Annotated in this window: 27 protein-coding genes; 17 read left to right on the top strand and 10 right to left on the bottom strand. The window is 45.0% G+C overall.

The window, feature by feature from the left end; translation table 11 throughout:
• Positions 1-31: 31 nt before the first annotated feature.
• Complete coding sequence (gene cspD / locus SPUTW3181_RS09285) at positions 32-238, bottom strand: cold shock domain-containing protein CspD (RefSeq protein WP_011072576.1); 207 nt, start codon at positions 236-238, stop codon at positions 32-34.
• Positions 239-431: 193 nt separating this feature from the next.
• Between cspD and clpS the strand changes: the two genes are divergently transcribed.
• Together clpS and clpA are read left to right on the top strand one after the other, a co-directional pair.
• Positions 432-740 carry an ATP-dependent Clp protease adapter ClpS gene (gene clpS / locus SPUTW3181_RS09290; RefSeq protein ID WP_011789114.1) on the top strand — a complete coding sequence of 103 codons (309 nt, stop codon included), beginning with the start codon at positions 432-434 and terminating at the stop codon, positions 738-740.
• Between the two features lie 43 nt (positions 741-783).
• Complete coding sequence (clpA, locus tag SPUTW3181_RS09295; protein WP_011789115.1) at positions 784-3,051, top strand: ATP-dependent Clp protease ATP-binding subunit ClpA; 2,268 nt, start codon at positions 784-786, stop codon at positions 3,049-3,051.
• A gap of 115 nt (positions 3,052-3,166) precedes the next feature.
• Here clpA and infA read toward each other — a convergent pair whose 3' ends face one another.
• The 3 genes from infA to aat all read right to left on the bottom strand — a co-directional run bounded on the left by infA (position 3,167) and on the right by aat (position 4,884).
• Positions 3,167-3,385 carry a translation initiation factor IF-1 gene (gene infA / locus SPUTW3181_RS09300; protein WP_006081934.1) on the bottom strand — a complete coding sequence of 73 codons (219 nt, stop codon included), beginning with the start codon at positions 3,383-3,385 and terminating at the stop codon, positions 3,167-3,169.
• 91 nt (positions 3,386-3,476) lie between these two features.
• Positions 3,477-4,184, bottom strand: a complete 708-nt coding sequence (locus SPUTW3181_RS09305) for an arginyltransferase (protein WP_011919430.1) — start codon at positions 4,182-4,184, stop codon at positions 3,477-3,479.
• Positions 4,174-4,884, bottom strand: a complete 711-nt coding sequence (aat, locus tag SPUTW3181_RS09310) for a leucyl/phenylalanyl-tRNA--protein transferase (RefSeq protein WP_011789117.1) — start codon at positions 4,882-4,884, stop codon at positions 4,174-4,176. Before aat ends, SPUTW3181_RS09305 begins: the two co-directional genes overlap by 11 nt.
• 54 nt (positions 4,885-4,938) lie before the next feature.
• Between aat and SPUTW3181_RS09315 the strand changes: the two genes are divergently transcribed.
• Both SPUTW3181_RS09315 and SPUTW3181_RS09320 read left to right on the top strand, forming a co-directional pair.
• Positions 4,939-5,409 (top strand): glycine zipper 2TM domain-containing protein, encoded by a 471-nt coding sequence (locus SPUTW3181_RS09315; RefSeq protein ID WP_011789118.1) that lies wholly within the window; start codon positions 4,939-4,941, stop codon positions 5,407-5,409.
• A 43-nt stretch (positions 5,410-5,452) separates the two neighbouring features.
• Positions 5,453-6,205, top strand: a complete 753-nt coding sequence (locus SPUTW3181_RS09320) for a Nif3-like dinuclear metal center hexameric protein (protein ID WP_011789119.1) — start codon at positions 5,453-5,455, stop codon at positions 6,203-6,205.
• A 61-nt stretch (positions 6,206-6,266) separates the two neighbouring features.
• On the opposite strand, the gene SPUTW3181_RS09325 is transcribed toward SPUTW3181_RS09320, so the two are convergent.
• Together SPUTW3181_RS09325 and metG are read right to left on the bottom strand one after the other, a co-directional pair.
• Positions 6,267-7,223 carry an AEC family transporter gene (locus SPUTW3181_RS09325; RefSeq protein WP_011789120.1) on the bottom strand — a complete coding sequence of 319 codons (957 nt, stop codon included), beginning with the start codon at positions 7,221-7,223 and terminating at the stop codon, positions 6,267-6,269.
• Positions 7,224-7,312: 89 nt separating this feature from the next.
• Positions 7,313-9,382, bottom strand: a complete 2,070-nt coding sequence (gene metG / locus SPUTW3181_RS09330) for a methionine--tRNA ligase (protein WP_011789121.1) — start codon at positions 9,380-9,382, stop codon at positions 7,313-7,315.
• Between the two features lie 160 nt (positions 9,383-9,542).
• On the opposite strand from metG, the gene apbC reads away from it, so the two are divergent.
• From apbC to SPUTW3181_RS09375, 9 genes are all read left to right on the top strand, one after another.
• A complete protein-coding gene (apbC, locus tag SPUTW3181_RS09335) occupies positions 9,543-10,658 on the top strand; it encodes an iron-sulfur cluster carrier protein ApbC (RefSeq protein ID WP_041408372.1) in 1,116 nt (371 codons plus the stop codon).
• Between the two features lie 11 nt (positions 10,659-10,669).
• Complete coding sequence (gene udk, locus SPUTW3181_RS09340) at positions 10,670-11,308, top strand: uridine kinase (protein ID WP_011789123.1); 639 nt, start codon at positions 10,670-10,672, stop codon at positions 11,306-11,308.
• 31 nt (positions 11,309-11,339) lie between these two features.
• Positions 11,340-11,921, top strand: a complete 582-nt coding sequence (gene dcd, locus SPUTW3181_RS09345; RefSeq protein ID WP_011789124.1) for a dCTP deaminase — start codon at positions 11,340-11,342, stop codon at positions 11,919-11,921.
• 5 nt (positions 11,922-11,926) lie between these two features.
• The gene (gene pabC / locus SPUTW3181_RS09350) at positions 11,927-12,736 is read left to right on the top strand and encodes an aminodeoxychorismate lyase (protein WP_011789125.1); all 810 of its coding nucleotides are present in this window, start codon (positions 11,927-11,929) and stop codon (positions 12,734-12,736) included.
• A complete protein-coding gene (gene mltG / locus SPUTW3181_RS09355) occupies positions 12,733-13,770 on the top strand; it encodes an endolytic transglycosylase MltG (protein ID WP_011789126.1) in 1,038 nt (345 codons plus the stop codon). Before pabC ends, mltG begins: the two co-directional genes overlap by 4 nt.
• Before the next feature lie 22 nt (positions 13,771-13,792).
• The gene (gene tmk / locus SPUTW3181_RS09360; protein ID WP_011789127.1) at positions 13,793-14,419 is read left to right on the top strand and encodes a dTMP kinase; all 627 of its coding nucleotides are present in this window, start codon (positions 13,793-13,795) and stop codon (positions 14,417-14,419) included.
• On the top strand, positions 14,413-15,369 hold the full coding sequence (holB, locus tag SPUTW3181_RS09365) for a DNA polymerase III subunit delta' (protein WP_011789128.1): 957 nt from the start codon (positions 14,413-14,415) through the stop codon (positions 15,367-15,369). Before tmk ends, holB begins: the two co-directional genes overlap by 7 nt.
• Positions 15,370-15,375: 6 nt before the next feature.
• Positions 15,376-15,702 carry a PilZ domain-containing protein gene (locus SPUTW3181_RS09370; RefSeq protein ID WP_011789129.1) on the top strand — a complete coding sequence of 109 codons (327 nt, stop codon included), beginning with the start codon at positions 15,376-15,378 and terminating at the stop codon, positions 15,700-15,702.
• Positions 15,703-15,795: 93 nt separating this feature from the next.
• Positions 15,796-16,590, top strand: a complete 795-nt coding sequence (locus tag SPUTW3181_RS09375; protein ID WP_014610703.1) for a TatD family hydrolase — start codon at positions 15,796-15,798, stop codon at positions 16,588-16,590.
• Between the two features lie 306 nt (positions 16,591-16,896).
• Here SPUTW3181_RS09375 and rsmF read toward each other — a convergent pair whose 3' ends face one another.
• Positions 16,897-18,357 (bottom strand): 16S rRNA (cytosine(1407)-C(5))-methyltransferase RsmF, encoded by a 1,461-nt coding sequence (gene rsmF, locus SPUTW3181_RS09380; protein WP_081429794.1) that lies wholly within the window; start codon positions 18,355-18,357, stop codon positions 16,897-16,899.
• 221 nt (positions 18,358-18,578) lie between these two features.
• Between rsmF and SPUTW3181_RS09385 the strand changes: the two genes are divergently transcribed.
• Positions 18,579-19,805 carry a nucleoside recognition domain-containing protein gene (locus SPUTW3181_RS09385; RefSeq protein ID WP_011789132.1) on the top strand — a complete coding sequence of 409 codons (1,227 nt, stop codon included), beginning with the start codon at positions 18,579-18,581 and terminating at the stop codon, positions 19,803-19,805.
• A gap of 96 nt (positions 19,806-19,901) precedes the next feature.
• Here SPUTW3181_RS09385 and SPUTW3181_RS09390 read toward each other — a convergent pair whose 3' ends face one another.
• The 3 genes from SPUTW3181_RS09390 to SPUTW3181_RS09400 are packed head-to-tail and all read right to left on the bottom strand — an operon-like array spanning position 19,902 to position 23,785.
• A complete protein-coding gene (locus SPUTW3181_RS09390; RefSeq protein WP_011789133.1) occupies positions 19,902-22,547 on the bottom strand; it encodes an MlaD family protein in 2,646 nt (881 codons plus the stop codon).
• Entirely contained in the window at positions 22,534-23,151 is a 618-nt protein-coding gene (locus SPUTW3181_RS09395; protein WP_041408168.1) for a paraquat-inducible protein A, read from the bottom strand. The genes SPUTW3181_RS09390 and SPUTW3181_RS09395 overlap by 14 nt, the downstream gene beginning before the upstream one ends.
• A gap of 1 nt (position 23,152) precedes the next feature.
• Positions 23,153-23,785, bottom strand: a complete 633-nt coding sequence (locus SPUTW3181_RS09400) for a paraquat-inducible protein A (RefSeq protein ID WP_011789135.1) — start codon at positions 23,783-23,785, stop codon at positions 23,153-23,155.
• A gap of 207 nt (positions 23,786-23,992) precedes the next feature.
• On the opposite strand from SPUTW3181_RS09400, the gene SPUTW3181_RS09405 reads away from it, so the two are divergent.
• The 3 genes from SPUTW3181_RS09405 to proQ all read left to right on the top strand — a co-directional run bounded on the left by SPUTW3181_RS09405 (position 23,993) and on the right by proQ (position 25,690).
• Positions 23,993-24,292 carry a YebG family protein gene (locus SPUTW3181_RS09405; RefSeq protein WP_011789136.1) on the top strand — a complete coding sequence of 100 codons (300 nt, stop codon included), beginning with the start codon at positions 23,993-23,995 and terminating at the stop codon, positions 24,290-24,292.
• Between the two features lie 18 nt (positions 24,293-24,310).
• Positions 24,311-24,769: a GAF domain-containing protein gene (locus tag SPUTW3181_RS09410; protein WP_011789137.1), complete on the top strand. Its 459-nt coding sequence runs from the start codon at positions 24,311-24,313 to the stop codon at positions 24,767-24,769.
• Positions 24,770-25,051: 282 nt separating this feature from the next.
• Complete coding sequence (proQ, locus tag SPUTW3181_RS09415; RefSeq protein WP_014610697.1) at positions 25,052-25,690, top strand: RNA chaperone ProQ; 639 nt, start codon at positions 25,052-25,054, stop codon at positions 25,688-25,690.
• Positions 25,691-25,713 lie beyond the last annotated feature (23 nt).

Here is a 25,713-nt window from a genome sequence, read left to right on the forward strand (position 1 = left end):
CTGCCTTTTAGATCATTGGCCTCACCAAACGTTATTTTGTTGGTGAAATGGCTGAAGCGTGCATCCCTTTTGGACCTTGCTCTACTTCAAATTGAACGGGTTGGCCTGCTTTTAGAGTTCTATAGCCTTCCATTTCAATGGTAGAATAGTGTGCAAAAACGTCCTCACCACCTTGATCAGGGCAAATAAACCCGAATCCTTTGGCGTTGTTGAACCATTTAACAGTTCCGCTTGCCATACTTCCACTTCCTTCTGTTGTCTACTTACCAGTAAGATAGTAAAACCTGTATAGACGGGTTTCGCTCACCGTCTGAACTACAGAATGTAAGGAGTAAATGCGGAAGTCAAGCTAAAATTAACAAAGGGGCAACAACTGATTAATTTGAACATATCAATTGGAAGAGGCCAACACGAGAGGCTAGTATTAAAAAATGGGTAAGACAGGAAATATTGAACACGTTGAAGAACGTGTAGAGTCAGAGTTGATGCCACCATCAATGTATAAGGTGATCCTCAATAATGATGACTACACTCCAATGGATTTTGTGATTGAAGTTTTGCAGGTTTTCTTTCGCAAGAACGAGCAGGAAGCGACCGATATCATGTTGACGATCCATCACCAAGGAAAAGGAATTTGCGGTATTTTCCCGTTTGGGATTGCAGAAACTAAGGTGATACAAGTAAATCAATTTGCAAGACAAAACCAACATCCGTTACTGTGTTCGTTAGAGAAAGCATAAAACCGCTTTACTCTGTAGTCTGTTGTTAATTTTGGGGGTGCTTATGCTGAACAAAGATCTGGAAGTCACCTTAAATCTGGCGTTTCAGCAAGCCAGAGACGCGCGTCACGAGTATATGACAGTGGAACATCTGTTATTAGCTCTCATCGACAATCCAGCGGCTCAAGAAGCGTTAATCGCCTGTGGAGCGAATCTAGATAAACTCAGAGATGAAGTGGCAAGCTTTATCCAACAAACAACCCCAATCATTGCCGATATTGATGATGACAAAGAAACTCAGCCGACGCTTGGGTTCCAGCGAGTGCTGCAACGGGCAGTATTCCATGTGCAGTCATCGGGCCGCAATGAAGTGAACGGCGCTAACGTTTTAGTCGCTATTTTCAGCGAACAAGAATCCCAAGCCGTGTACTTGCTGCGCCGTTGCGATATTAGTCGCCTAGACGTAGTGAATTTTATTTCCCATGGTTTCGCCAAAAATGATGATACTGAGTCACATCAAGATCAAGAACGCATAGAAGATCAAAGTGAAGGCAGTGAAGAACGCAGCATGTTGTCGCAATTTGCGGCCAACTTAAACCAACTTGCAAAGCAAGGGATTATTGATCCACTGATTGGCCGCGATCAGGAAATTGAGCGCGCGATTCAAACCCTGTGCCGTCGCCGTAAAAATAATCCACTGTTAGTGGGTGAGGCGGGTGTGGGGAAAACGGCGATTGCCGAAGGGCTGGCGTATCGGATTGTGAATAAACAAGTGCCCGATGTAATGCTTGAAGCCACGGTGTATTCCTTGGATTTAGGTTCATTGCTTGCAGGCACTAAGTATCGCGGCGACTTTGAAAAACGCTTTAAGAACTTGTTAAAAGAACTTGCGGCGGATAAGCATGCCATCCTATTCATCGATGAGATCCATACCATTATCGGTGCGGGCGCGGCCTCTGGCGGCGTAATGGATGCCTCTAATCTGCTGAAACCTTTGCTATCTAGCGGTAATTTGCGCTGCATGGGCTCGACGACTTTCCAAGAATATCAAAGTATTTTTGAGAAAGACCGTGCGCTGGCACGTCGTTTCCAAAAGGTGGATATTAATGAGCCTTCAGTGGAAGAAACCACGAAGATTTTGATGGGGCTTAAGTCTAAATACGAAGAATATCATGGCGTTCGTTATACTCAGGCCGCGATTAGCAGCGCTGCAGTATTATCGGCCAAGCACATTAATGACAGGCATTTACCCGATAAAGCTATCGATGTGATCGATGAAGCGGGGGCTCGTATGGTGATGTTGCCTATGAGCAAGCGTAAAAAGACCATAGGCCAAGCCGAAATTGAGTCCATTGTAGCTAAAATGGCGCGCATCCCTGAGAAGTCAGTATCTGCCACAGATAAGGACTTACTGCGTAATCTTGAGCGTAACCTTAAGATGGTGGTCTTTGGTCAAGATAAAGCCATTGAGACCTTAAGCTCAGCCATTCGTTTATCGCGAAGTGGTTTGGGCACAGATAAAAAACCTGTCGGCAGTTTCTTATTCGCCGGTCCCACTGGTGTGGGTAAAACCGAGGTTACCAATCAACTGGCTACCTGTTTAGGGATGAAACTGGTGCGCTTTGATATGTCGGAGTACATGGAAAGCCACACAGTGTCACGCTTAATTGGGGCACCTCCAGGTTATGTGGGTTATGACCAAGGTGGATTGCTGACAGATGCTGTGATTAAAAATCCGCACTGTGTCGTGCTATTGGATGAAATTGAGAAGGCCCACCGTGATGTCTATAACTTGCTGTTGCAGGTGATGGACCACGGCACTTTGACCGATAATAATGGTCGTAAGGCTGACTTCAGACACGTGACTTTGGTGATGACCACTAACGCGGGGGTACAGGAGACTATTCGTAAGTCGATTGGCTTTACCCAGCAAGATCATACCCAAGATGCGTTATCTGAAATTAATCGAGTATTTTCGCCAGAATTTCGAAATCGTCTCGATTCCATCATTTGGTTCAACCATTTGGATATGACGATTATTGCCAAAGTGGTCGATAAATTCTTGGTGGAATTACAGGCTCAGTTGGATGCAAAACACGTCATCTTGGACGTCAGCGACGAAGCCAGAACCTTACTCGCCGAGAAAGGCTACGATAAGAACATGGGCGCGCGTCCAATGGCTCGGGTCGTGACCGAATTGATCAAACGTCCATTAGCGGATGAGATTTTATTTGGTGCCTTAGAGTCGGGTGGTGTGGCTTACGTGGATGTCAAAGAGGGTGAAATTGCTATTCGCACAGAGCGTCATGAAAAAGTGGCTTCTAAGGCTTAACTCGGCCTAAAGGTGAGTTTTGTCCATAAAAATGGCTGCAATTGCAGCCATTTTTCTTATCTTTCGCCAACAAAAAAACCCGGCCTTGCCGGGTTTTTAAATTTATGAGGCTATATCAGCGTGCGCGGAAGACAATACGACCTTTGGTCAGATCATAAGGAGTCAACTGGACGGTAACTTTATCGCCAGTGAGGATCCGGATGTAGTTTTTGCGCATTTTGCCTGAAATGTGGGCTATCACCACATGACCATTTTCAAGCTCTACACGAAACATTGTGTTTGGCAAGGTTTCAAGGATAGTGCCTTGCATTTCAATGTTGTCTTCTTTCGCCATTAATTAATTATCCCATTAGCCTTCGAATATAAAAAACGGGCGTATCATGCCCCAAATTCACCTTGCTGTAAAGGGGAAGTACTTAGCAAACTTAGGAATACTCCCACCCTTGGGGGGTTAGAATTTGATAAGGGCGATATAAACGCTTATAGGACATTTTGCGGTTTGCATCTATTTGATATCCGAGATAAAGGAATTCTTTTCTTTGTAATTTTGCAAGTCGGCATTGAATTAAAATCAGCAGCACGCCGAGTGAACGATGGGCTTCATCAGGATCAAAATAGCTGTAAATGGCTGAGAGGCTGTTCGGTAACGTATCAGTCACAGCAACCGCGATCAGTTTATTATTGGCATAGACTTCGATGAAAGTAGGGGGTAACCAATGGCAAAATAAGAACTGCTCATATTGTTCCTTACTCGGAGGAAACATCGGGCCGTCAAAGTGCCGTTGACGGATATAGCGCTCATAAAGTGTGTATTGCTCATCGGTCTGGCTAGATGTGATGCGCCACGTTAAATCGCGATTATTAGCCAATGTACGCTTTTGTCGTTTGGACGGTATAAACTCCCGAACGGGTAATCGGATTGGTTGACATGCGCTACATCGAGGACAGCGGGGTTTATAGATAGCGCTACCACTGCGGCGAAAACCAATAGCTAATAAACGCTCAAATAAAATGGGATCGAGAGTCTCCTCTTGGATAACGAGCAATTGCTCCTGCTGATCCTCGAGGTAGCTACAGGGGAAAATTTGGCTGATACCGATAGCTATCGGTGTTTTATTGGCGTTAGAGTTCAAGGAACACCTCACTGGGTATCCAAGCATCTGGATGCACTTTTTTGTCCCTAAATTGGGTCAGTAATTCAATAAAATGAGTTCGTTTAATCGCCTTTGCTCCCAAGCTTTCTAGATGTGGGTTCATTACCTGAGCATCAATCAGTTTAAATCCCCTTTTGATTAAATGTTGTTGTAATACCACTATTGCCGCTTTTGAGGCATTGGTTTGGCGGTGAAACATCGATTCACCACAAAACACTTGCCCTATGGCTAAACCATAAAGGCCGCCAATTAATTGCTCACCTTCCCATACCTCAATAGAATGTGCATGGCCATTTTGATGTAATTCACGGTAAGCCATTTGAATCTCATCGGTTATCCAAGTGCCATTTTGCTTTGGACGTGGCTCGGCACATCCTGCCATCACAGAAGTAAAGGCATGATTGATGGTGAAATGCCATGGCTGTTTTTTTAGATACTTGCATAAACTTGTACTGATACGGATTTTACCGAGCATAAATATTGCGCGGGGATCGGGTGACCACCAAAGAATAGGATCATCGGCATTAAACCAAGGGAAAATTCCGTTATAATAAGCGGTCAGTAAGCGTTCTGGACGTAAGTCACCGCCAATCGCCAGTAATCCATTGGGATCCGTTAAGGCGAGTTCGGGTGAAGGAAAAGCTTCAAATTCGTGATTCAGAAAAGACAGTGACTTCACAATTGCGTATGATTCAGTAATAAACCCTTCTACTAAGTTAGCGGAAATTCGGATATGTGGAAACCTACTCTAGCAAGCTTTATGTTTATTTTTGCCTTTCTATTAACTCCTGCCAATGCAGCCTACGACCGCAATCAAGCCGTCCCTGTAGAGAAAGTCCTCTATGGTGATGTCACCTCTGTGCGCAATATCACAGAAACTCAGCTTATCGAAGACAGAAACCAAGGTTGGAAAACCTTTGGTGGTGCATTAGTTGGTGGGGTGATTGGCCATCAGTTTGGTGGCGGTTCAGGCCGCGATGTAGCAACAATTTTAGGCGCTCTTATCGGCGGCGGTATTGGTAATCGTTATGGCAGTGGTACGAGTGTGCAATCGTTTAAGCTGGTGGAATTGATGATCAATCAAGAAGATGGCACCCAAGTTATGGTTATCCAAGATTATGATCCCGGAATGGTATTTAATGCGGGTGACCGAGTGCGAGTCGTATACCTTCAAGGTGGTGTTCGCATTGACTTAGCCATGTAGGTTGAGACAATCATCTTTAACAATTAATGCATGTGGTGATGACATGACACGGACAGAATTGGGTCAATATTTAGCAGACTTTTTACGGGTAGCCGCATTTAAGGATTACGCACCTAACGGATTACAAGTAGAAGGTAAGAACGAGATCCACACCATAGTGACGGGTGTGACGGCTTGCCAAGCCTTGATCGATGAAGCTATTCGATTAAAGGCCGATGCGATTTTGGTTCATCACGGTTTTTTTTGGAAGAATGAACCCGAGGTTATTACGGGGATGAAACAGCGTCGTATTAAGGCACTGCTCCAGCACGATATTAGCTTGTTTGGTTATCATCTACCTTTAGATGCTCACCCAATGCTCGGCAATAATGCCACTTTGGGTAGACAACTTGGGATAGTCGACGCCGAAGCCATCGAAGAGGTGGCTCAGGGCCTCCTGTGGCGTGGCAAACTCGATTTACCTGTCAGTGCTAGCGAATTTGCAAATACCCTTGAGAATGCCTTAGGTCGAGCGCCACTGCATATCGGTGATAGCGATGCCAAGATCCAATATTTAGCTTGGTGCACGGGCGGTGCGCAGGATTATATCGATGTGGCGGCAAGTCTGGGCGTGGATGCGTTTATCAGTGGTGAAGTATCCGAACGTACTTTCCATAGCGCAGTAGAGCAGGGCATACATTATTATGCGGCGGGTCACCATGCGACTGAGCGTTTCGGCATTGAAGCCCTAGGGCGTCATCTCGCCCGTGAGTTTAATTTAGTGCACCATTTTGTGGATATCACTAACCCTGTTTAACGGCATCGCAGCCATTAGAATTCATTAAGTTTAAAGGCGAGCATAGCTCGCCTTTGTATTATTAAATCAGCCCTAAAGTAGACAGGATAAAAATGCCTAAGGTGCAGGTAAGCAGCGAGCAAACGGTGGTGAGTGCGATTATATTAGCCGCAAGCGTGGCATTTCCGCCCATGGCCCGCGCCATCACATAACTTGCGGCCGCCGTGGGCGCTGCGCTCATCAAAAACACTAAGGCAAGTTCCACTCCGCGATAGCCAAGTATCAAGGCCCCTAGGGTGATAAACAGTGGGGCAAAGATAAGTTTTAAGGCGGTCGAGAACCAAGTGGAATACTTTTCATGTCTGAGTGAGCCAATATCCAGCGAACCACCAGTGCAAAGTAGCGCTAATGGCAGGGTCATATCGGCAAAGTATTGTCCCGCATCGAGGACCATTTTCGGTACAGGAATCGCGAGCAGGTAAAACAACATGCCAAGGATAATGGCGATAATTAGTGGATTTTTGGTGATGGTTTTTATGATCACCGCAAAAGCGCGGCGGCTGGATTCCTCACCCCTCGGGCTTAAGCAAATCACGGCTTGAATATTATAGAGTAGCGTCATCGACGCCACGTAAACTGCGGCTAAGGCAACCCCAGACTCTCCATAGGCGTTAGAGACATAGGCTAAGCCGATAATCGCAGTATTGGCCCTAAATCCTCCTTGAATAATAACGCCTTGATCCTTTGGCTCAGGGAAAAATCGTTTCGTCGCGTAGGTCGAAAGGATAAAAAACAACAGATTGGCCAATAGGCCGTAGCCAATTAAGGGGGCACTGGCGGCAAGATCGTGATGTGAGCTAATAATGCTTAAAAACAATAGCGCGGGCAGCGTGACATTAAAGACGAGTTTTGATGCGACATCGATAAAGTTTTCATTGATGACTTGGGTGCGTTTTAGGATCACCCCGAGGGCTAACATCAAACAGATCGGACCCGTTATTGAGGCAGAAAACAACAACTGCTCAATGATATTGCCCATAACTTCTCCCCGAATAATTTCACTCGTAGTCTCAATAAATAAGGCCGCACTGAATGCGGCCTTACTTTTTGGGCGTCATCTTGTGCGGATTATTTAACTCGCATACCCGGCTGTGCGCCTTCATGGGGCTCTAAAATCCACAGGTCACTACCACCTGGGCCTGCGGCCAAAACCATACCTTCTGACATGCCAAAACGCATCTTACGCGGTGCAAGGTTTGCAACCATTACCGTCAGCTTGCCTTCAAGATCTTCTGGCGAATAGGCCGATTTGATCCCTGCAAACACTTGGCGCGTTTCGCCGCCGATATCGAGCTGTAATTTTAGCAGTTTGTCGGCTTCGGCCACATGCTCGGCTTTGACGATGCGAGCGATACGTAGGTCGATTTTAGCAAAATCATCAAAGTTGATGGTTTCACTGATAGGATCGTCAACCAGCGGCTCACTGCTGACATTAGATGATTCAACGGTTTTTTCAGGTTTCGCCGTCTTTGGTACATCGGCCGTGACTTGCAGGTTTTCCTTAGAGTCGGCCACCATAGCGTTGACTTTGTCTAACTCAACACGTTGCATCATGGCTTTGAATGGCGAGATTTCATGACCCGCCATATCTTGGGCTAAGCCATCCCATGTTAAGGTCTGTTGGAAGAAGGCTTCAACGTCTTGGGCTAAACGTGGCAATACAGGTTTGAGATACGTCACGAGAATACGGAACAGATTCAAGGCGTTTGAACACACTTGGTGCGCCGCTTCCTGTTGATCGTCCTGTTTCACCATTTGCCAAGGCGCCGCATCGGCCACAAAACCGTTGGCGATGTCCGCTAATGCCATGATTTCACGCATCGCTTTACCGTATTCACGGGTCTCATAAAACTCGGCGATTTGTTCTTGCTTGGCTAAAAACGCCTCGGTCAGTGTAGTATCAGCAATTTTCGCGAGCTTGCCATCGAAACGCTTAGTGATAAAACCCGCAGTGCGAGATGCGAGGTTGACTAACTTACCAACCAGATCTGAGTTTACGCGCTGGGCGAAGTCTTCTAGATTGAGGTCTAAATCGTCGATACGGCTGCTGAGTTTTGCGGCGTAGTAGTAACGTAGATATTCAGGATCTAAATGATCTAAATAAGTACGCGCCTTGATGAAAGTGCCTTTGGATTTCGACATTTTTGCGCCATTGACTGTCACATAGCCGTGGGCATAGACGCTGTTAGGTTGGCGGTAACCTGAGCCGTGTAACATGGCAGGCCAAAACAGACTGTGGAAGTAAACGATGTCTTTACCGATAAAGTGGTAAACCTCGGCCTTAGAATCCTTCGCCCAAAATTCATCGAAGCTGAGTTCAGGACGTTTGTCACAGAGGTTTTTGAATGAGCCCATGTAACCGATAGGTGCATCTAGCCAAACGTAGAAATATTTGCCAGGTGCATCGGGAATTTCAAAACCAAAATAGGGGGCATCACGGGTGATATCCCATTGTTGTAAGCCTTGCTCGAACCATTCGTCGAGTTTGTTGGCCATTTCTGTTTGCAGAGCGCCAGAGCGAGTCCACTCTTTTAGCATGCCTTCAAAGGCGGGTAAGTCGAAGAAGAAGTGCTCAGTGTCTTTCATCACAGGCGTAGCGCCAGAGACGGCCGATTTCGGGTTAATCAGCTCAGTTGGGCTATATGTTGCACCGCAGGCATCACAGTTATCGCCGTATTGATCGGGTGATTTACACTTAGGGCAGGTGCCTTTAACGAAGCGGTCTGGCAGGAACATCGATTTTTCAGGATCGAACAACTGAGAAATGCTCTTGCTCTTGATATAGCCATTAGTACGCAGTTTTAAGTAAATATCACTCGCCAGTACGCGGTTTTCGTCACTGTGGGTGCTGTGATAATTATCGAAGGCGATATTAAAATCGGCGAAATCCTGCTGATGCTCTTTGTTCACTTGAGCAATCATCTCTTCAGGCGCTAGGCCTAATTGTTGCGCTTTGAGCATAATTGGCGTGCCGTGGGCGTCATCGGCGCAAATATAGTGGCACTCATGTCCACGAAGCTTTTGGTAACGTGACCAGATATCCGTCTGGATGTATTCCAGCATATGACCTAAATGAATCGGTCCGTTCGCGTAGGGAAGTGCGCTGGTCACGAGAATTTTACGTTGTGAAGTTGCCATCTTGTCTCAAATATCGTGGTGGGCCAAAAATAATGGTAGAGATACTAACCGATTACAGGATGATTTTCATCAAAACGTGAGCCAATTGAGCTAAATCTGCACTAATGTTTTTGTCATTATCTGGTACACTTGGGCAAATTTATTGGTGGGGGTAATGCTTTTGTCTTCAACTCAGACTGATTATCGTTTAAATGACGATCTTCTCGGGCCTGTTCTGGCCATTCTCGATGCATATATCGACCCGTATTTAGCTAAAGGGTTAGTGAGCGCTGGATGCGTGAATAAATTGGCGATAGAAGGTAAGCGTTTGCAGCTTGGCTTAGTCTATCCATATCCTTGTATGACGCAGTACCGCGATACTGTGATGGCACTGACCAACAAACTTGCTGTGCTTGATGCCATTGATGAAGTCGAATGTGAAATCGATTTTCAACCTAAGGTCTATTCTGCGTTATCGTCTATTGCGCCTATCGCAAATGTGAAGCAAGTGATTGCTGTCGCTTCAGGCAAAGGCGGTGTGGGTAAATCAACCACGGCGGTGAACTTGGCTTTAGCACTTGCGGCAGAAGGCGCGCAGGTCGGTATCCTCGATGCCGATATTTATGGCCCGTCAGTACCGTTAATGCTAGGCATTCCGAATTTCAGACCCGTTTCACCGGATGGCAAGCATATGACTGCGGCCAGTGCCCATGGGATTGCCGCGCAATCAATTGGTTTTATGTTAAGTGGTGATGAAGCTGCCGTGTGGCGAGGCCCAATGGCCGCGGGCGCGTTAGCACAACTACTCAATGAAACCCAATGGCCTGAATTAGATTACTTAGTGATCGATATGCCGCCAGGTACAGGGGATATTCAACTCACGCTATCGCAAAAAGTGCCAGTCAGTGGTGCCGTTATTGTGACTACACCTCAAGATATCGCGCTGGCCGATGCCAAGAAAGGCATCACAATGTTCCAGAAAGTGAATATTCCAGTGTTAGGCATTGTGGAGAATATGAGTTTCCATTTATGCCCCGAGTGCGGTCACAAAGAACATCCTTTTGGTACGCACGGCGGCAGTAAAATGGCCGAGCGTTATCAGGTTCCTTTATTAGGCGCTTTGCCACTGCATATTAATATCCGTGAAGCAATGGATGTGGGAGCACCAACGGTTGTAGCCGCTCCCGACAGTGAAGTGGCAGGTCTTTATCGGGAAATTGCCCGTAAAGTGGGTGCAGAGTTGGCCCTTAAACAGAGTCAAAAAACAGTTTCTATTAGCGTATCAGATGATGAGTAAGGTTTAAGGGTATGAATTCTCAGCAGTGTGTCATTATTGCAATTGCTGGCGCGTCAGCATCGGGCAAAAGTTTGATTGCCAAAACGATTTTTGACGAGTTGCGTCGTGATTTAGGCACAGATCAAATAGGGGTAATTAATGAAGATGCGTATTACCGCGATCAGAGTCATTTATCCATGGATGAACGGGTATTAACCAACTACGACCATCCAAAAGCACTAGACCATCAACTGCTATGCACGCATTTACAGTTGTTAAAGTCTGGTGAAGCTGTAGATATCCCTTGTTATAGCTATACAGAGCATACTCGCACGGCTGATACGGTAACAATGACACCTAAAAAGGTGATTATTTTAGAAGGCATTCTGCTATTAACCGATCCTAAATTACGTGAACTGATGGATGCCAGCGTGTTTATGGACACGCCGCTGGATATTTGTTTTTTACGTCGCTTAACTCGTGATGTGGCAGAACGTGGTCGTACGATGGAATCTGTTATTTCGCAGTACAAAAAAACCGTGCGTCCGATGTTCTTACAGTTTATTGAACCTTCGAAACAATACGCCGATATTATCGTGCCTCGTGGCGGTAAGAATCGTATTGCGACCGATATTTTAAAAACTCGTATTCAGCACTTATTGGCAAAATAACGACATAAAAACTTAGGGAGTAATAGGTAAGATGCGCTTAACTGATATCGAAATTGAACAGGCTCTTGATAACGGCACAATCGTAATAGAACCTCGTCCTAGTATTGATGCCATTTCTGGTGTGAGTGTGGATGTACGTTTAGGTGGACAATTTCGCGTCTTTAAAGATCATACCGCACCTTTTATCGACTTAAGTGGTCCGAGTGGAGAAATGCAGGCAGCGCTTGACCGGGTGATGAGTGAGATTATCGAAATCCCTGATGGCGAAGCCTTTTTTCTTCATCCTGGTGAATTAGCCCTCGCGGTGACTTACGAGAGTGTAACGCTGCCTGCGGACATTGTCGGTTGGCTTGATGGTCGTTCATCACTGGCGCGTTTAGGCCTGATGGTACATGTGACTGCGCACCGTATCGATCCGGGCTGGCAGGGTAAAATTGTGCTCGAGTTTTACAATAGCGGTAAATTACCCTTGGCTTTGCGCCCCCGGATGACCATAGGTGCGTTAAATTTTGAGCGTTTAAGTGGCCCAGTGGCACGTCCCTATAACACCCGTAAAAATGCCAAGTATAAAGATCAACAAGAAGCGGTCGCTAGCCGCATAAGTCAGGACTAACATCCGTGATTTGGGTGAATGGTGTGTTGCAGGGGAGTATTGATCCTTCCGATCGGGGACTTACTTACGGTGATGGTCTGTTTGCAACCATGCGAACGAGCCATGACGGTATTTTGTTTTTAAATGCACATCAATCACGCTTAACCGATGGTGCCGCAAGACTCGGTTTTGAATGGCGCATGGGCAGTGCGCTTTATCAGCAACTTGAGGATTTGGCCAGACAGTATCCCCATCATTGTATTAAACTTTTGGTTTCAAGAGGTGTTGGTGGGAGAGGTTATACACCACCACAAGCTGTTAATGTTACTGAAGTCGTCTCTGTGCATCCGATTCCTAGCCATTATGCACATTGGCAAAAAAACGGTATCAACCTTAAAACATCCCCTGTTCGCCTAGGTATACAGCCATTATTGGCAGGGATTAAACACCTTAATCGTCTTGAACAAGTACTGATTAAAGCTCAGCTTTTACCGAGTAACGTCGATGATTGGTTAGTCTTAGATACTGAGGCGAAGGTGATTGAATCTTCGATGGCAAATATCTTTTTTATCAAAGACAATGAGGTTATTACGCCATCTTTAGCCCAATGTGGTGTGTCTGGCGTGATGCGTGAGCAGGTGATTAATGCCTTGCTCGAACAACAGTTCAATATTCAATGTTTGCCATTTGGCGCCGAGCGTTTAGGGGAGTTTGACTCGGCATTTATCACTAACAGTGTTTTAGGTGTTGTGGATGTACTGGCGATAGATTCGCTTAAGTTCACTCGATCCCCTATAACCGCCAACCTTAGACAGACACTTTCACTCACACTATGAAAAAACTGATCCTGATTGCCAGTTCAACTCTACTTACCTTACTGACATTAGTTTGTTTAGTGGGTTACTGGGGTTATCAAACTATTGTTGATTATAGTAATACACCACTGAACCTTGTTGAGCCTAAAGAGCTCACCATTGCACGAGGCACCAGTGTTAACCAACTTGCTCAGCAGTTAGCCGATGACGGCGTTATTCAAGACACATGGAAACTTAAATGGTTACTTAAGTTTCGCCCAGAGCTTGCCAAGATTCGTACAGGCCTTTATGAAATGTCGTCCTCACAAACCGTGATGGACTTACTCAACGACTTAGTGGCAGGTAAAGTCAAAATCTTCAGCATTACTTTAGTTGAAGGTAAAACCATTGCTGAGTGGGAACAACAGCTAGCAAGCGCACCACATTTACAAGTGACTCCAAAAGTATTTACTGCAGTATTAACAGAGCAGGGGGACGATTCCACTTTGCCAGAAGGTAAATTCTTCCCCGATACCTACCATTATACTGCCGAGGCGGATGCTAAAGTCATGCTGACTCAAAGTTATAAAATGATGGAGCAGGAGCTTGCTAAAGCGTGGGCGGAACGGGCGCCGAATTTGCCGTTAAAATCGCCCTATGAAATGCTGATTTTGGCATCGATAGTCGAAAAGGAAACAGGCCAAGCCCATGAGCGTGAGCAAATCGCCGGTGTATTTGTTAATCGTCTGAATCTAGGTATGCGTCTGCAAACCGATCCGACGGTGATTTACGGTATGGGCGATCGCTATAAGGGCAATATTACCCGCAAGGATTTAGTCGAAGAGACACCTTTTAATACCTATCGTATCTTTGGCTTACCGCCAACACCGATAGCTGCACCGAGTAAAGCATCCTTGATGGCAGTGTCAAAGCCTGCGAGTGTGAGTTACCTTTATTTTGTATCGCGCAACGATGGCACCCATGTGTTCTCAACCACACTAGAAGAACACAACCATGCTGTAGACATATATCAGCGTAAGATAAAACCGGCGCCCCCAGAAAAATCACCAAAGTAAAAATGCAGAGAAAGAAAATCTAATGTCAGTTCTTGCAAAATTTATCGTTATTGAAGGTTTAGAAGGCGCTGGTAAGTCGAGTGCAATTACCCTTATTCGGGATTTTATTGAGAAGCACACTGGGCGAGCACCTATTTGTACCCGAGAGCCCGGAGGTACACCGCTCGCTGAACGGATCCGTGATTTAGTCAAAATTGCCGATCCGAGCGATCCCCTCTGCGACGAGTCTGAATGTTTGCTTATATATGCCGCTAGAGCGCAGTTGGTTGCTAATGTAATTAAACCTGCACTTGCGCAAGGGCAATGGGTACTTGGAGACAGACACAATCTATCATCACTGGCATATCAAGGTGGTGGACGAGGGTTAATGCCCTTAGTGGAGGCGGTGAGTGCTGCAACACTAAAGGGATTTAAACCCGATCTCACCTTATATTTAGATTTAGATCCTAAGCTTGGACTCACCCGCGCGGCTAAACGTGGTGAACTCGATAGAATCGAGCAGCAGACCATTGATTTCTTTGAGCGCGCCCGCGCAACTTATCTAAAGCTTGCCAGCGAAGATGACAGTATTGTGGTTATCGATGCGAGTCAAACCATGGCTGAAGTTCATAAAGATATTTTAGCCGTGCTACAGGCGATGGCATGGTAGCCGAGTCCGGATTTACGGCTGAGCAATTGCCTTGGCTCGAAGGGCCAAGGCAAGCATTTTTAGCACAATTACAATGCCAGAAAATCCCCCATGCCCAACTCGTTGGTATCGATGCTGCGTTCGGTGGTGAGCTGTTTAGTGTGTTTATGGCGCGTGCTGCCCTGTGTTTAGCGCCTAATTCGGCAGGCGCATGTGGTTTTTGTAAGTCGTGCCAGTTATTCGCTGCGGGCAATCATCCCGATTTTTACCAAATAGAAGCCGATGGTAATCAAATTAAGGTCGATCAAATTCGTGAACTTTGCGTGCGCCTTACGGCAACCGCGCAGCAAAGTGGTCGCCGTGTAGCGATTATTCATCACAGTGAGCGCCTTAATTCTGCATCGGCTAATGCTCTGCTTAAAACCCTTGAAGAGCCGGGTAAGGACACGCTGTTAATATTACAGTCGGATACACCGGCACGTTTAATGGCTACCATCAGTAGTCGCTGTCAGCGCATTCCTTTTGTGGCGCCGAATAAGGCGATGATCAAAACCTGGTTAGCTCAGCATTGTCATATTCAAGAGGATGTGACTTGGTGCCTAAGTGTGGTGGGTGGACCATTAAAATTGGCCGAGAGTTTGCTAACAGATGGTACACAATCGAGCCGCTATCAATCCCTGCTTCAGTTTCGCAAAGATTGGGCGCAAAGTTTGTCGTCTGGTCATCTGTGTGCTAGTTTATTAACAGTGAACGAACAGCAAATAATTGATGCACTTAAGGTTTTATATCTACTACTGCGACAAATTTTATTGAAGAACAGTCACCAAGATGCGTTTATTCAGGCGCAAGTAGGGAACTTGGCGGCAAAGATCATGGGAATGTGTCATAGCTTAAGCACAATGCCGACTGTCAATTATTTGGGCTTATGTCAAAGTTATGTCTTAGAATATAGAGAAATAACAAAAAAGTAACATGCCATGGTCGATCTTATTGTTAATTTTGACACCTTACATCAGCTCTATCGGGCTTATATGCCTTTTATCAAGCCTGCGGGATTGTTTGTTACCACCAGTGAAAGCCATTATCTAGGCCAGCCTTTAACTATTGCCTATCGTTTGCCCGGTGCAACGACAACCAACGAGTTTCGTGGGGTGGTTGTATGGATCAATCCTTTAGGCGCCTCCGGTGGTCGCCCAGCGGGTATTGGTATAAAGATCCTCTCAGAACCTGACAGTCATAAACACCATATTGAAAAATTACTTTCCCGTGAACTTGCTTCCGGCGATTTAACCTGCACCATGTAATCACTCGATTGCTTTGGGGCGAGATAGGTATTTGACCTCGATCCCTTGGATGGGTATCCTTGTCGTCCTTTATTTATCTGCTTGGAAATCCCTGTGCTTATCGATTCACATTGTCATCTTGATCGCCTAAAAGCGGCACCAGATCAATTATCCCTAGAACATATCCTTGCTGGTGCTAAAGCCCGTGGTGTTGACTATATGTTGTGCGTGAATGTACGTCAGCAAGGATTTGAATCGATGCGTGACAAGATGGCAGCCTTTAATCAGGTATTTTTATCCTCGGGGGTGCATCCCTTGGATGTAAAAGAAGGATTAGATGTTGAGCAAATACGCCGTTTTGCAACCGATCCTAAAGTGGTTGCCATTGGTGAAACGGGTTTAGATTATTTTTATGCCGATGAAACAAAACGGCTTCAACAGCAATGTTTTGAGCAGCAGATAGCCCTTGCGGTGGAAGTGGATAAACCTTTGATTGTGCATACCCGTGATGCACGTGAAGACACGATTAATATGCTTAAGCAGGGCGGTGCCGATAAAGTTGGCGGCGTTTTACATTGCTTTACCGAAAACTGGGAGATGGCGAAGGCGGCCATTGATCTTGGGTTTTATATTTCGGTCTCAGGCATAGTGACTTTTAAAAATGCGGGAGATCTGCGAACGGTAATCCGTAAGGTGCCCAAGGATCGTCTGCTAGTTGAAACAGATTCGCCTTATTTAGCGCCGATCCCACATCGTGGGCAAGAGAATCAGCCCGCCTATGTGCGCGATGTGGCTGAATTTGTAGCAGAGCTTAGAGGCGAGCGTTACGAAGATCTAGCTGAGTACACTAGCAATAACTTCTTTAATTTATTCAAAGATGCGGCACGTTTAGTTGGCCGTGAAATCTAGCCTCAATCGTATTGGGTGATCAGTATAGACCGTCAGTGAACTTAGTTAGCTACTGTGATGATGGGTATAAGCGTTGCTATTCGGTTCAATGGTATCGCGGAATTTTCGGTGTGAAAGTATAAAAAAAGGCCCAAAACGATTATAGCTGTTTGGGCCTAGGGGAATGGCTCGTTAAAGAGCCGTGCGCTACAGGTGAAAGAGCGATACAAAGCACTTTACATTAGACTCAGTGTAGTAGAGCTTTGGTCTTAGAGTAGTGTGCTTATTCCCCTTTTTTAGGTTATTTTTTGCTAAAAAATAGTAAAACTATAACGATTTTATCTGTTCTGATAGCAGTAATACTTTATCTTTCACTAAATCCCGAGGGAGATTGTTTTTTAATCTATTACCTAAGTGCTTTGCCATACCTAAGGGGGCTCCGCCATAACAGACGATGACTTCACCTTGGGCTTTTACTGCGGTGTTTAGGCTGATATCTCTTCCCATTAGGTACTCTTTCGCTTCGACATCGCTCAGATCAACCGTTTTTGCGGTTGGGCTGAGCTGTTTTCCCGCTAATGCAATAATTGCCTCATGGCGGACTTTAAAACCATGCTTAGTGCTATCGGCGAGTTTAATACCAATACGCTGAAACCGCATACGGCCGATAAAATCCCTAAATTCATGCGGAAATAACCAGAATTCATCATCACGCACCATAATAAGGTCATCTGGCAAGCTTATCCCTAAGTCTTGTTGAAAATAGTCTTTTATTCCTTGGGCTTGCTTAGTTGTTGCTGGAGTAAAGGGGAAGTTTTTTTGCAGTGTAGGCTCGGGTTGTAAACGCGGCACAGAGGCAGTTTTTGTCAATTTAGCGACAAAAAAACCTTCACTATCGTAAATCTGTGGCCAGACATGTAAGAAGCCTTCGGGAGTGGTAGCGCGTTCAGCGCCCTCAAATAAATCGCTTAAGGATTCAAATTGCACCGCATCACCGTAGGTTTGCTTCAAATATTCGCACACGCCTTGGTTTTCAAGGCGATTTAAGGTGCAAGTGGAATAGACTAAGCTACCACCGGGTTTTAGGGCTAAAAATGCCGATTCGATTAGGGCTTTTTGGGTTTCACTTATCGCCAGTACATCGTTTAGGCTCCAGTGTTTTAGGGCATCGGCATCTTTACGCACAGTGCCTTCACCGCCACAGGGGGCGTCAATAAGCACGGCATCAAAACTTTCATACAAGTATTCACCAAACACACGGCCATCGAAGTGGGTGAGCGCACAGTGACTCGCACCCATGCGCAGTACATTCGCGTGTAGCACTTTCACGCGGCTCGCTGAATACTCATTGGCGATCAGTAACCCTGAATTGTGCATGAGTGCGGCTATTTGGGTGGTTTTTGAACCGGGTGCGGAGGCGAGATCCAATACGCATTGCCACTTTGCACTAGGCGTAAATGCACTAGGTGTAAAAAGTGCGGTCGGCGGCAACATAGAACTGGCTTCTTGGATGTAGAATAAGCCCTGAATGTGTTCTAAGGCGTTGCCGAGTTGTTCTTCTTCGTCGTAACTGATCCAAAATCCATCTTTACACCAAGGTATAGGATCAAATGTCCAGCCCTTAGGTTGCATCAAGGTCTTAAAGTCGTCTGCGCTGATTTTTAAGGTATTGACCCGAATTGAACGTCTAAGCGGCCTGTCGCAGGCGGCAATAAAATCATCCATAGACAAATGGGCGGGCAGTTCTTGGGTGATTGTATCGATAAAATTTTGATTTAATTGAGCCATTGATTTCATTGAACCATAGGGAAATAGACTGTGTATCAATTGGCGTGAGTATATCATAATCCCTTATTGGGTCTGAGATTTTCTCCCAAGTGCCTAAGCCGCTATTATGGTTTGATGTTTATACTCTGAGTATTTCATTGATATTGCATTGAGTTGCGTAGGGTTAGCACTCAATGGCTGTAAACTAATAGAATAAAAACAATAAAAATGAGGGAATTAGTGTGCTTAATAGGGTGTGGTTAGCTTTCTTTATCACGGCACTGTTAGCGATTGCTGTGCAGATATTCAATGGTCATATCGATGTGCTTTCTACATCGGTCGAAGCATTATTTGCGAGTGCGAAACTTGCCGCAGAAATATCCCTCGGTTTGATTGGAGTGCTTTCTTTATGGATGGGATTGATGCGAGTTGGCGAAAAAGCGGGAGTGGTAGGCGCGATCGCCTTTGTATTTGAGCCATTGTTGCGCCGTTTGATGCCAGAAGTGCCTAAGGGGCATCCTGCCTTTGGCAGTATCACGATGAATTTAACAGCGAATGTTTTTGGATTAGATAATGCCGCCACACCACTTGGGTTAAAAGCGATGCATGATTTGCAAAGTTTAAATCCGCAAAAAAGCGTGGCGACCAATGCGCAAATTTTATTTTTAGTGCTCAATACTTCCTCTGTGACCTTAGTGCCTGTGACGGTATTTCTCTATCGTGCCCAACAGGGGGCGACGGCACCTGCGGATATTTTCTTGCCGATTTTATTGGCAACATCGGCATCGACACTCGCAGGATTACTTATCGTGGCATTAGTGCAGCGGATTTCCTTGTTTAACGCTGTGGTACTTGGTTATGGGGCATTACTACTTTCGGGTTTAGTGGCGAGTGGTTTTTATCTGATGACCTTAAGTGCTGAAGCGATAGGTTCAGTATCGACCGCAATGGGTAATGGTGTACTGCTGTTACTCGTTTTTACCTTTGTGATTGTCGCAGGGATCCGTAAAGTGGCTGTTTATGATGAGTTTATCGAAGGTGCCAAGGCTGGATTTACCCAATCTATCCAGCTTATTCCCTATCTACTAGCCATGTTGTTAGCGATAGGTCTATTACGCGCATCAGGGGCTTTGGACTATTTACTACACTTGATTGCAAGTTGTGTACGGATATTAGGTTTTGATACTCGCTTTGTGGATGCGATGCCGACGGCATTGATGAAACCTTTTAGTGGTTCAGGCGCCAGAGCGATGATGCTTGAGACAATGGATCACCACGGGGTTGATTCCTTTGCAGGCCGATTATCGGCAATTTTTCAAGGTAGTACCGAAACGACATTTTATGTTCTAGCCGTGTATTTTGGCTCAGTGGGTATTCGTCATGGCCGCCATGCCTTAGCCTGTGGTTTAAGTGCTGATTTTGCAGGTATTAGCGCAGCTATTGCTGTGTGCTATTGGTTTTACGGTTAGTGTTATCGGGGATATAAAGGGATAAATAATCAGGCGCATCTGCGCCTGATTTTGTGTTAGTAAGCTTCAAGCTGTGAAAATAAACGGGCAATCATGCTATTGAATTGGAGCCCATTCCTGCCATTCATTTTGAACTTTATGTTGCAATTTGATAATTGAGCCATTGGCGAGTCGATTATTGTCTTGGGTTGTTGCTTTTGTGGCCACATTAATCCCACCGGCAAGCAAGGTCTCCAGTGAACCCGCTTCAATCTTAGCGCCTGAGAATATTCCCACATCCACTTTGATGCCTGAAGCATCCCAGAACTGGCTAGTTTGATTAACAAGATGGCTATACTGAGGTTCAATATGAGCTTGCATCAGCACACTGTTGCCCTGTTTTGATAAGCCATAACCGTCGATCTGGCCGATTTTAATCCCACGGAAGAAGAGCGGCGTACCTACTTTCATTGACCCTAAGCTCGCATCTTCTAAGGTGAACTTTAGCGCATCTTCGGGTACATTGGCGTAACTGCTAGCGACCACATTTGCAATAAACTGAGTCGCTGTTTGACTACTTTTACCCGGTAGTACACCAATATATGGACCTGTTATGAGGGTTTCTGGCGCTTTGATCCCCGCGAGTGAAATTTGTGCATCCACTAAATGATATTCACAATCACTGCGGCTGAAATGATCGGCATATTCCCCATAAAGGTAAGCTGTAGCCGTTAATGTATTTAGGTCAGCATTGAGTTTCACTTGTGACACTTCGCCTACTTGATGGCCTTGGTAACGAATGGCGGCTTTTGCATCAAGTTTGGCTGAAGCGGGTAACGTGAGCCTGATAGGTTGTGCCTGTGTTAACGCAAGTTGCTTATTCTCATAGAGTTTTAAACTTGTAGATGTTTTAGTGGGCTTAACATTATCACTATCGAGTAAGCCTAAACTGATACTGCCTTTTAATGCGCCTTGCAGCGGCGCAACCGCGACATCGATACCTGCAAGACTGGCGTTTACTTCTATTGCACTATTACGCCAAAAGACCTTAGGTTTTTGCAACAGCGGTTGAAACTCTTTGTCGATGGCGAGTTTAATGACAAAATCTTCTGTTTTGCTTTGCCAATTAATGGATTTGACTATACCAATCTGCATTTTTTTATAATAAACCGGTGAACCTTGGCTAACATCTGCACCATCTTGACTGATTAAGGTCAAATGAACTTTATGTTGACGATCAAAAAAGGCGGTTGCCGCATCGATTGAGCTGAATAAGGGAAGACTGGTATTGGCCGCAAGAGGCGTTTCACTCTTACCTAGGATAAGGCTGACAGCTCCTTTAGTGAGCGTGGTAAAATCCCTCGATTTGACGGATACACCGTCAAGTGATGCTTCAATTGCGAGAGCCGATTCTGGCACAAAGTAGCTATCACTCCGCACTAGGCTGGCAAACTCGGGCTGTAATTCGAGTTGATATTCGACAGCAGATAAATCTTGGGTCAATTTAACACTCAATACAGTGCCGATAGGGAGCTGCTTGTAACGAACCTCTGCACCTGCGGCAATACCCATATTTTCGGTAGAAGTTATCGTTAAAAAACGTTTTTTCGACTTCAACATATCGGGCGCTTTAGATTGCAGGACGAAATTACTCGGTAGGACGTTTTGGTACCCAGTACCGGGTAAGAAGTTGATCACGCTACCAGTGAGTAAGCGTCCAGGGTTTTTTATGCCAGAAAGTGAGATTTCAGCCCCTTCTAACCAAAATACGCCATCATTAGTTAATAAATGGGTGTATTGATTTTCAAACTTTGCAATTGCAGTCACGCCGTTTGTGGTTAATTGCTTGCTTACAATCGTACCAACATGAATTCCCCGATAAACAATGTGTGTGCCTTTCTCTACACCATTACCATCATCCATGGTGAGATTGATATCGACACCACCAATAGCGTTAGCCTCTGAATCATAGAGTGAAAAACTGTCGCCGTTTTGTGCGACTGGCGCAGTATCATCTGAACTAAAAGTAACCCCACCTGCAAGGATTGACGCTAAGCTTTCTGAGCTGACCTTAATGCCCGAGAGTGAGGCATCAACTTTAACGCCTGATACATTCCAAAATAAGGAGTTTTTCTTCACTAATCTCGCATATTGCTCTTGAATAAAGGCGCTGATAACAACATTAGTATTACCTGCTAATCGATAGCTAACTACACTACCGACGGGGATTTGACGAAAGAAAATAGGTGAGCCCACATCCAGAGAGCCGAGTTTATCCGAAGTTAATTCAATCATTACGCCTTCAGAGCCTATTTGCATCGGCGGCGCTTGTCGTTCTGCCTCAAAGAACGTAGACGCATTACCTTTTCCTGGCTGAATCGCAATATAATTGCCAGAAAACAGCGCATCTAAACCTTCAACACCAGTAATACTGGCTTTAGGTGTCACTAACCAAAATAAGGTTTCTTTATTTAAGAATGGCTTAGCGCGATAATCCATTACCACTTTGACATTCACACCTTTGAGATCGTCATCTATACCAATGTCTTTGACTTTACCGACGGTCAGGCCTTGATATTTCACTAAGGTTTTACCCACATCAATCCCTGTGGCGCTGGGAAAGTGAATTTGAATTTCAATCCCCGATTCTTTAATGCTTTTTATGCCAAGCCAAGCACCGAGCGCGAGTGCGACAATCGGCAGCAGCCAAATGGGCGAAAAGAGTTTTTTCTTCACAACTTTTGGCGATTCAATTTGTGTCATCTTGAGTGTCCAATCGATCCCAGAGTAAACGAGTGTCTAAAACTTTTGCAGCGAGCTGAGTTAACAAAATAACCAATGCAAATGCAGTGGCTGCAGGTGCGGGCTTAGCGTCTAGCAGTTGCCCCATATTAACGAGCGCAACAGTGAGCGAAATTACGAATAAATCAAGCATAGACCAACGGCCAATCCACTCGATAACATGAAATCCCACCATTAACTTCTTTTTTGAAATCGGAAGCTCAAAACTGATCGCGCATAGGTAAATGGACAGTCCTATGATTTTAATCCAAGGCACTAAGATACTCGCGATAAACACAATAATGGCGATAGGGATCATATCTGAGTGCACTAAATGGATGATCCCTGAAAAAATCGTATCGTGGCGCACTTGTCCCTGATTAGTCAGTATAGTGATTGGGTATAGATTGGCGGGCACCAATAAAATTGCCGCCGTGATGAGTAGCGCCCAACTTTTTTGCAAGCTACTGTAATCTCGAACCTTTAACTCTGCCTCACAGCGCAGGCAGTGAGTGCTACCTGTGGTGTTGAGTTGTTGGCACACACGGCATAGACAAAGGCCAATATCCTTACCTTGCTGTTTCATACTAGCGATGCCCATCCAATAGGGTCCACATATGCTCTAGATCGTATTCCCGTTGTAAAAATAAGGTCACGAGAAACAACATTGTGAAGCAAAATGTACCCATTCCAAAATAAATATCTGAAAAATCAGATAATTGAAATGATGAAACTAAAAAGCTAATCACGTAAATTTCTAACATGGTCAGTTGAGAAAGCACGCCTTGAAGTTTCAATAACTGTTTTAAACTGTTACGCCAAAAGGGGATAGAAAGCCCCCATTTGACAATTAATATCTGTGTAAGAATGGATAAAATCAATAATCCTGGACCTATTACCGCAGCCGCTAATACCGCTAAACCTACCACCCAGTAGCCTTGCTCAAATACGGCAAATGCACCTTGAAACACGGTAGTAGTACGCACGCTGCCGAGGAAATGGATCTCAAGCACAGGCAAAAAATTAGCTGGAAAATAAAATACTAGCGCAGTAATACACAAGGCTAACATGCCATTTACTGAGCAATATGGCGTATCATAGAGTGCAGTGCTGCAACGCGGACATAGGGCTCTAACACCTGAGGGTAAGGCGCGTTTGCGGATAGCCAAGTCGCAGGAACGACAGAGGATTACAGAGTTTTCTACTGTGTTTTCATGCATATAAAAATATTTAATTAGCCCCAAAATGACTAAGAAATTAAGTGTCCACCCATCAATGATATGCAGTTGGACATTGAAACGTCAGAAAAACTCGCTTATCTCACTAATGAAAGCCGCCTGATAATACCAGATTAATCAGAACACTTGCATCACAAGTTCGATCTATGTCATTCTGGTTACTGTATATAAAAACAGTGCGAGGCAGTCATGGCAGTTATTACACAGTTTGTCGTGGTAAGAGAAGGGGTTGAAAAGATGACATTCACATCGAAAAAGGAGGCCGATGCCTACGATAAGATGCTCGATATCGCTGATAACCTGATCCCCTTCATTCAAAAATCTGAATTAGGCATTGATGAAAGTCTGAGCGAACGGCTCGCATTTTATTTTGCTAGTAATAAAGATGAGCTGACGAACTTGCTTAAAGGCGTCGTTCAGGTTAATAGTACGCCAACGAATCAAGCGGTAACCAAGAAAACAGCAAAAAAAGCTGAAGCGGCAGAGTAGACAAGGTTAGGAAATATAATGAAATCGCAATTTTATGAGTCACTGAATCGTCAAGCGTTAGCTTTGCTTGAAGGTGAAGATGATGTTGTGGCGGCAATGGCAAACTTTTCCGCCTTGCTGAATGATAATTTAACCGATCTTAACTGGGTTGGGTTTTATGTTATGCGTGGTGAGCAATTAGTGTTAGGCCCGTTCCAGGGTAAAGTGGCTTGTACCCGCATCCCTTTAGGAAAAGGCGTCTGTGGGACTGCCGCATACACTAATCAGACGCAACGGGTTGCAGATGTACACCAATTTGATGGACACATCGCCTGTGACTCTGCCAGTAATTCTGAAATTGTTGTGCCAGTTCGTGCTAACGGAAAAGTTATTGCAGTGCTCGATATTGACAGTCCGAGCTTCGATCGTTTTGATGAAGACGACCAAAAAGGGCTGGAATTGTTAGTTAAAAGCTTTGAAAACTGCCTATTTGATTAATTTGCGTGCAATAACACATAATTCATAGTCGCAATCGCTAGCGTGCGCCTTATAATATGCGCCAGCATCGATTAAGCCGGTTTGACACCAATGTCATCAATAAGCTTGATGTGTTAAGCCGTAAAAAATGGTTAAGTTATACTTTTTTAACTTTAGAAAATGCGGCGAGAATGCTAATTTGTACCTTGGCTCAATATTGGGCTTAACGAAGACAAACGACACGTAAGAAGCTGATTTTTATCACCTCGAATTCGATGTCCCTTTTTGACTGTGGAAGTAATGATGGAATCAACAGATAAGTTGACCGACACCAATGCAATTTTGGCGTATTTGTATGAAACATTTCCTTTGTGCTTTATTGCTGAAGGTGAAACTAAGCCATTAAAAATCGGATTGTTTCAAGATTTGGCTGAAAGGTTGGCTGATGATTCTAAGGTCAGTAAAACTCAACTACGAGTTGCCTTAAGACGTTATACCAGCAGCTGGCGTTACCTGAAATGTGTAAAAGCAGGCGCACAACGGGTTAACCTCGATGGCGAACCTTGTGGTGAGTTAGAGCAAGAACATATTGATCATGCTCAAGCCATGTTGAAAGAAAGTCAGGAAAAAGCGAAGGCAAAACGTGCGGCAAAAGCACCTAGTACGCCTAAAGCTGCAGCCAAAAAAGCGCATAAGAAAGTGGCCGTTCCTCAACGTCCTAAAACTGAGCGTCCTGCTAAACCAGCACCTAAAGTTGCTGCGCCAGTGGTCAATTTAGTGCAAGCACAGTTGACTGATTTAGCGAAAAAACAACGTGTTAATGTTAAGTTAGGTATGACACCCGTAGCCGGCGTGATCACTGACATTAATAAAGAGGACATTCATGTTCAGCTTGATAGCGGTCTAACGATTAAAGTTAGAGCGGAACATATCCTGCTGTAATCATTTATTAAGACGGAGTAACT

Source organism: Shewanella sp. W3-18-1 (assembly GCF_000015185.1).
Lineage (GTDB): Bacteria > Pseudomonadota > Gammaproteobacteria > Enterobacterales > Shewanellaceae > Shewanella > Shewanella putrefaciens.

Coding starts and splice junctions, on each gene's coding strand:
- cspD (WP_011072576.1), bottom strand. CDS start 238: ATGGCAAGCGGAACTGTTAAATGGTTCAACAACGCCAAAGGATTCGGG.
- clpS (WP_011789114.1), top strand. CDS start 432: ATGGGTAAGACAGGAAATATTGAACACGTTGAAGAACGTGTAGAGTCA.
- clpA (WP_011789115.1), top strand. CDS start 784: ATGCTGAACAAAGATCTGGAAGTCACCTTAAATCTGGCGTTTCAGCAA.
- infA (WP_006081934.1), bottom strand. CDS start 3,385: ATGGCGAAAGAAGACAACATTGAAATGCAAGGCACTATCCTTGAAACC.
- SPUTW3181_RS09315 (WP_011789118.1), top strand. CDS start 4,939: ATGTGGAAACCTACTCTAGCAAGCTTTATGTTTATTTTTGCCTTTCTA.
- SPUTW3181_RS09320 (WP_011789119.1), top strand. CDS start 5,453: ATGACACGGACAGAATTGGGTCAATATTTAGCAGACTTTTTACGGGTA.
- SPUTW3181_RS09325 (WP_011789120.1), bottom strand. CDS start 7,223: ATGGGCAATATCATTGAGCAGTTGTTGTTTTCTGCCTCAATAACGGGT.
- metG (WP_011789121.1), bottom strand. CDS start 9,382: ATGGCAACTTCACAACGTAAAATTCTCGTGACCAGCGCACTTCCCTAC.
- udk (WP_011789123.1), top strand. CDS start 10,670: ATGAATTCTCAGCAGTGTGTCATTATTGCAATTGCTGGCGCGTCAGCA.
- dcd (WP_011789124.1), top strand. CDS start 11,340: ATGCGCTTAACTGATATCGAAATTGAACAGGCTCTTGATAACGGCACA.
- mltG (WP_011789126.1), top strand. CDS start 12,733: ATGAAAAAACTGATCCTGATTGCCAGTTCAACTCTACTTACCTTACTG.
- tmk (WP_011789127.1), top strand. CDS start 13,793: ATGTCAGTTCTTGCAAAATTTATCGTTATTGAAGGTTTAGAAGGCGCT.
- holB (WP_011789128.1), top strand. CDS start 14,413: ATGGTAGCCGAGTCCGGATTTACGGCTGAGCAATTGCCTTGGCTCGAA.
- SPUTW3181_RS09370 (WP_011789129.1), top strand. CDS start 15,376: ATGGTCGATCTTATTGTTAATTTTGACACCTTACATCAGCTCTATCGG.
- rsmF (WP_081429794.1), bottom strand. CDS start 18,357: ATGGCTCAATTAAATCAAAATTTTATCGATACAATCACCCAAGAACTG.
- SPUTW3181_RS09390 (WP_011789133.1), bottom strand. CDS start 22,547: ATGACACAAATTGAATCGCCAAAAGTTGTGAAGAAAAAACTCTTTTCG.
- SPUTW3181_RS09395 (WP_041408168.1), bottom strand. CDS start 23,151: ATGAAACAGCAAGGTAAGGATATTGGCCTTTGTCTATGCCGTGTGTGC.
- SPUTW3181_RS09400 (WP_011789135.1), bottom strand. CDS start 23,785: ATGCATGAAAACACAGTAGAAAACTCTGTAATCCTCTGTCGTTCCTGC.
- SPUTW3181_RS09405 (WP_011789136.1), top strand. CDS start 23,993: ATGGCAGTTATTACACAGTTTGTCGTGGTAAGAGAAGGGGTTGAAAAG.
- SPUTW3181_RS09410 (WP_011789137.1), top strand. CDS start 24,311: ATGAAATCGCAATTTTATGAGTCACTGAATCGTCAAGCGTTAGCTTTG.
- proQ (WP_014610697.1), top strand. CDS start 25,052: ATGGAATCAACAGATAAGTTGACCGACACCAATGCAATTTTGGCGTAT.